This is a genomic window from Pseudolactococcus reticulitermitis, assembly GCF_002260845.1.
GTDB classification, from domain to species: Bacteria; Bacillota; Bacilli; order Lactobacillales; family Streptococcaceae; genus Pseudolactococcus; species Pseudolactococcus reticulitermitis.
Genome location: NZ_BEDT01000011.1, coordinates 1 through 4364 on the forward strand (window position 1 = coordinate 1; position 4364 = coordinate 4364).

Sequence of the window (4364 nt, forward strand, 5' to 3'; positions counted from 1 at the left end):
AAGCTAGAAGCTGATAAACAAGTAAAAGAAGAGACAAAGCGTTCAGCAGAAACTCATCTTTCTGAATTAAACAGCTGGAAAGCGCTGAAAACGATTGAACCTTATATCTATGACCAGCTTGTAAAAACGGCTGAGACAACTCAGACACAAATGACCAAGGATATTAAAAAGATTGATGAAAAGCTCAAGGCTCTTGAGACGTTTGAGACGAATACCAATGAACTTTTTATTGACAGTTTTACAGCATTAGAAGCATTTCAAAGAGCAGTAGCGGAGTTGAAAAATGTTAAAATTTCCTCATCTGGCTTTGTGACAATTCCAGATAATATCTTTAAACTTATTTCGGAAATGGACGGTGTGAAATTAATAGCAGGGGACAGTGACTCAACACTTTCGGAAGAAATTGGTGCTATGAGTGAGGCAGATATTAAGAAGTGGCTATCCGAGAATACAGATTTACCAGCAGATGAAATAAAAAAATATGCTAAAATGCTTAGAAAAAATCCTGCTAATGTCATGAAAGAAATCTTGGGAAATGAAAAATTGCTTGATGCTATTTTATATAAAGCACCTCCAGCAATTCAGAATTTATTTTTGAGAGGCTTTTCGGGTCTTGAAGGTCTTGATAGCATGCCTGGTAAAGTAGCTGAAAAGATTATCAATAGTAAAGCTTTTATTAAGTATGCCAATTCTCATCCAGATTTTGCAGAAAAAATGTTGGAATGGGCAATTAAGTTACAAGATAAAGGTTTTACAGTCCTAGTACCGCTGAAAAATCTGGTTGATATAGTTGGAAAAGGAACTAATGGGGAAGCACTGATAAAATCAGCAACTACTTTACTAAAAAATAGCAAAAAATTTAATAAGGTTCTGAAAACTGTCGGTGGAGTATTTAACGTGGCTGCGGTTGCGAACCATTTTGCGAGTGCTTATTTTGATATAGATAGTCCTGCTTACAATAATGCAGATAAAGCTGCGTATGGAGCGCTTTGTATGATGGCATTAGAATCAGGACCTCTTGAGTTAGGGGAATTGGGTGTTATTTTAGGAGAGTACGTCTATCCACCTGGTGGAGGAGTTGTTGGTGGAGGACTTGGGGCAGGTGCAGGTTTTATAAATTGGATTGGTCAATCAATAGGAAAGATTGATAAAGAGGCTATGATGAATAGTCTATATAAACTTTATGATAATTTAAATGATCCAGAAAAGATGGATGAAATATTGAAAGATGATATTCTTTACCAGCAGTGGAAAGCAATTAATTCTAACGATTCAATATAAATTAGAGGAATATAGATGTTTAAAAAACTAAAAAATATATCTTATGAACAGGCTAAAAATCATATTTTGCCCAATGATCCTTTTCTAGAGCGAGATAAAAAAAATTATTGGAAAGTAAGTCATACTTATAAAGCTATGGTGGTTACTACGAGTATTGTTCTTATTATGGTGATGTTGATAAGTAATTTTTTAAACGATTATGACGGTGATCTTATTCATAAAAAAAATACTATATTAACACCATTCACTCCTTATATAAGTTACTTGATTTATGGATTGACTATAGTAGCAATGTTTTATTTTTGGTACTTCTTTAATAAGACCGATATATATGCACATTTTTATATGAAGAAATATACGTTGGTTAAAAATTTATCAATTAGTATGATCATTATTTCGATTAGTATTTCTTGGCTTGCATTTACTATTATTGCTGATGCACCTTTAGGTGGGGCTGGTATTGCGATTGTTTTAACTTTTTTATCTTTGATATTAAACTTTATCATTATTTATGGAAATCTCTCTGTAGAAATTGGTAAATTAACAGAGGGATTTGAAAAAAATCGTCTTCAAAAGATAACAGGTAATCTCATACCTTTTCTAGTAGGAAATGCTTTAGTATTTTATGTAGTCTATAAATTTGTTTGGGCAGTATTTCCGAATGTCGTGCATGGTATGGGAGATTCGCCGATAGGTGTATATATTGGAATAGTTGGTTTTCCGTTAATTTATTCAGTTTTTCCGCTTTATTATATGGGTGAGAAAATTATCAACGGATATCTTGTAAATAAATACTATGACCAGTTTAAAGCAGAGTATGATTTGAAAGATTAAAGCTTGTCGATTGAAAATAAATAGTCTAGTATTCTACTAGGAATAAATATAGGAGTAACTAAAGCAATGAAGCATAAACCAACTCTCACGGATAAACTGAATAACCACTATCGCAAGATGATGCGTATCACAGGTATGTCTCTGTTTGTCGTGTTGTCTGCTTTGGTTGTTCTTCTTGTCTTTCTGAATCAAAAGCCACAAACTAAAGTCAAAGCTAAAACACCGACAATCGCCCTAGTCAATGAAGATATTGCCTCAAGTTTTAATCATCAAGATTATAATTTCGGTAAAAGTTTCATTGACTTGGTCTCAAATGATAATCAATATAATTGGCAAGTTGTATCAAGGTCAGTCGCAGATAAAGCGTATTCAGATGGCTCGGTTGATGCGGTCATCTATTTACCCCAGACATTTTCAAAAGATTTGTTGACCTTACAGGACATTGATCCGACCCAAGCAGACGTTGCCTATAAGATTCAACCACAAGCAGATGAATTATCCGAGAAGATACTTCAAGATAAAATTACGTCAGTCTTATATGATTTCAATCAAAATGTTGTCAAGATGTACTATTCAAGTGTCGCAGGCAATATCGCTGAAGCTGAAACTCAGATGAATGCGACAGTTGGTAAACAACAGAATTTAGTTGCTGGTTTATCTGCTCAAGTTCAAAATCCATTTAAGTCTAGTATGCCCAATTATACGAGCTTTATTTCTGGAACAAGCAGTTTGAAAGGTATCAACCAAGCCAATGTTGCCATGCAAAACAGCTTTACAGATAGTACGAAAAATCTGATGAAACAAACTGGCGAGAGTTTTTCAAACCAGTTGCCACAGATTACCGATTATTTCGATACACAGAAGAAAATCGCAGGTATCAATGTAGACAATGCTAATAAAGGCATCACAAATCAAGCTGAAAGTGATCAAACCTTTTATTACAAACAATTTGAGGGCTTGAATACAGATATTGTCAATGGTTTAAATGAGTTTTATCAAAAGGACACATTGGGGAATGAAACAGGACATTTAGCTGACTTGAAACAGAAGGTCACAGACTATAATACCCTGATTGATGGCGTTAAAGGTGATATTTCAGACCAAATCACAACGCTGACTGATAAGCGAAATGACTTACTTGGACTTGAGGCAGATTTATATCACCAGTTTTTGGCACAAAATATAACGCCAACAAAAGATAATTTTGATAGTTTCGGCAACCTACAAACACCTTCAAATTCAAGAACTGCATTAGCTGCCAAACTTCAAACCTCTCTTGGTAGAGCTGATAATTTAACTGGTAGTGCTTATTTAACGCAACTTCAAAATCTGATTAGCAGTCTGTCTCTAACTACTTCTGATTATAAATTGGCTGATTTGGTGGCGAATGGTACGATTGATGGTGCCACAAAAACAAGGTATGAAGAAGAACTGCAGCTCATCCGTCAATATGCGGCTGCTTTCAATTTAAGTGGTGGCACAGTGACATTAGGAGACGTTCCTACGGTAGATACGGTTAATCAATCATTAACACGAAATGTCAAGATTACAGTGCCAGCGGGAACAACGTACAACTCATCAAATTTTCCATCAGACGTGACAGTTACTGCAGTTACTTCAACGGGTATAACAGTCAATAGCGGTAACAGTGTCACATTAAGTAATCCAAAACCAACCAACCCTGATGGGTCAACTGGAACTGGTAGTCCTAAGACATTTGAGTTTAATCTGGTTGTGGCATTAGGGAATAAAACTTCCTATAATTTTGCGACGACTTGGAGAAATCAAACAACTAATACCACTTTGTCAACGACAACGGATACCTTTGCTTTAGTACCGATGGCAAGTACGACAAGTTACAACCAATATGTTGAGGATAATTTCCAAACTCTAACAGACCTACTTGGGAAAATTGATAGTACTTCAAGCATGATTACAACACTTTTCGCAAAACCCGGTGATGATTACACGAGTTTACTTTCAGCCACAAGTCCGACTGATTTTCAGACTGCGAGCCTAAGTTCCATTTTTAATATGTATGGCAATATGGATTTAACGACACTTGCGACTCGGTTAAGCAATCAAGATGTGCAAGACTTTCTGACGATGGGCCAGAGTGATCTGAATAAAGTCATTCAGACCATAACGGATTTGAACAGTGCTATTTTGGCACTGCAAAAGGATGAAGCAACTTTACAAAATCATCTTTCAGAGGATTACTTTGCGGATAATTTGTCTGCACTAATGGA

At 35.5% G+C, this 4364-nt stretch carries 3 protein-coding genes; all 3 read left to right on the forward strand.

The window, feature by feature from the left end; genetic code table 11:
• The coding region (locus RsY01_RS10970; protein WP_157905828.1) for a hypothetical protein at positions 1-1281 on the forward strand (1281 nt) is incomplete at its 5' end.
• Positions 1282-1296: 15 nt separating this feature from the next.
• Complete coding sequence (locus tag RsY01_RS10650; protein ID WP_094785512.1) at positions 1297-2115, forward strand: hypothetical protein; 819 nt, start codon at positions 1297-1299, stop codon at positions 2113-2115.
• A gap of 66 nt (positions 2116-2181) precedes the next feature.
• Positions 2182-4364: type VII secretion protein EsaA (gene esaA, locus RsY01_RS10655; RefSeq protein ID WP_094785513.1), on the forward strand; the 2183-nt coding region annotated here is incomplete at its 3' end.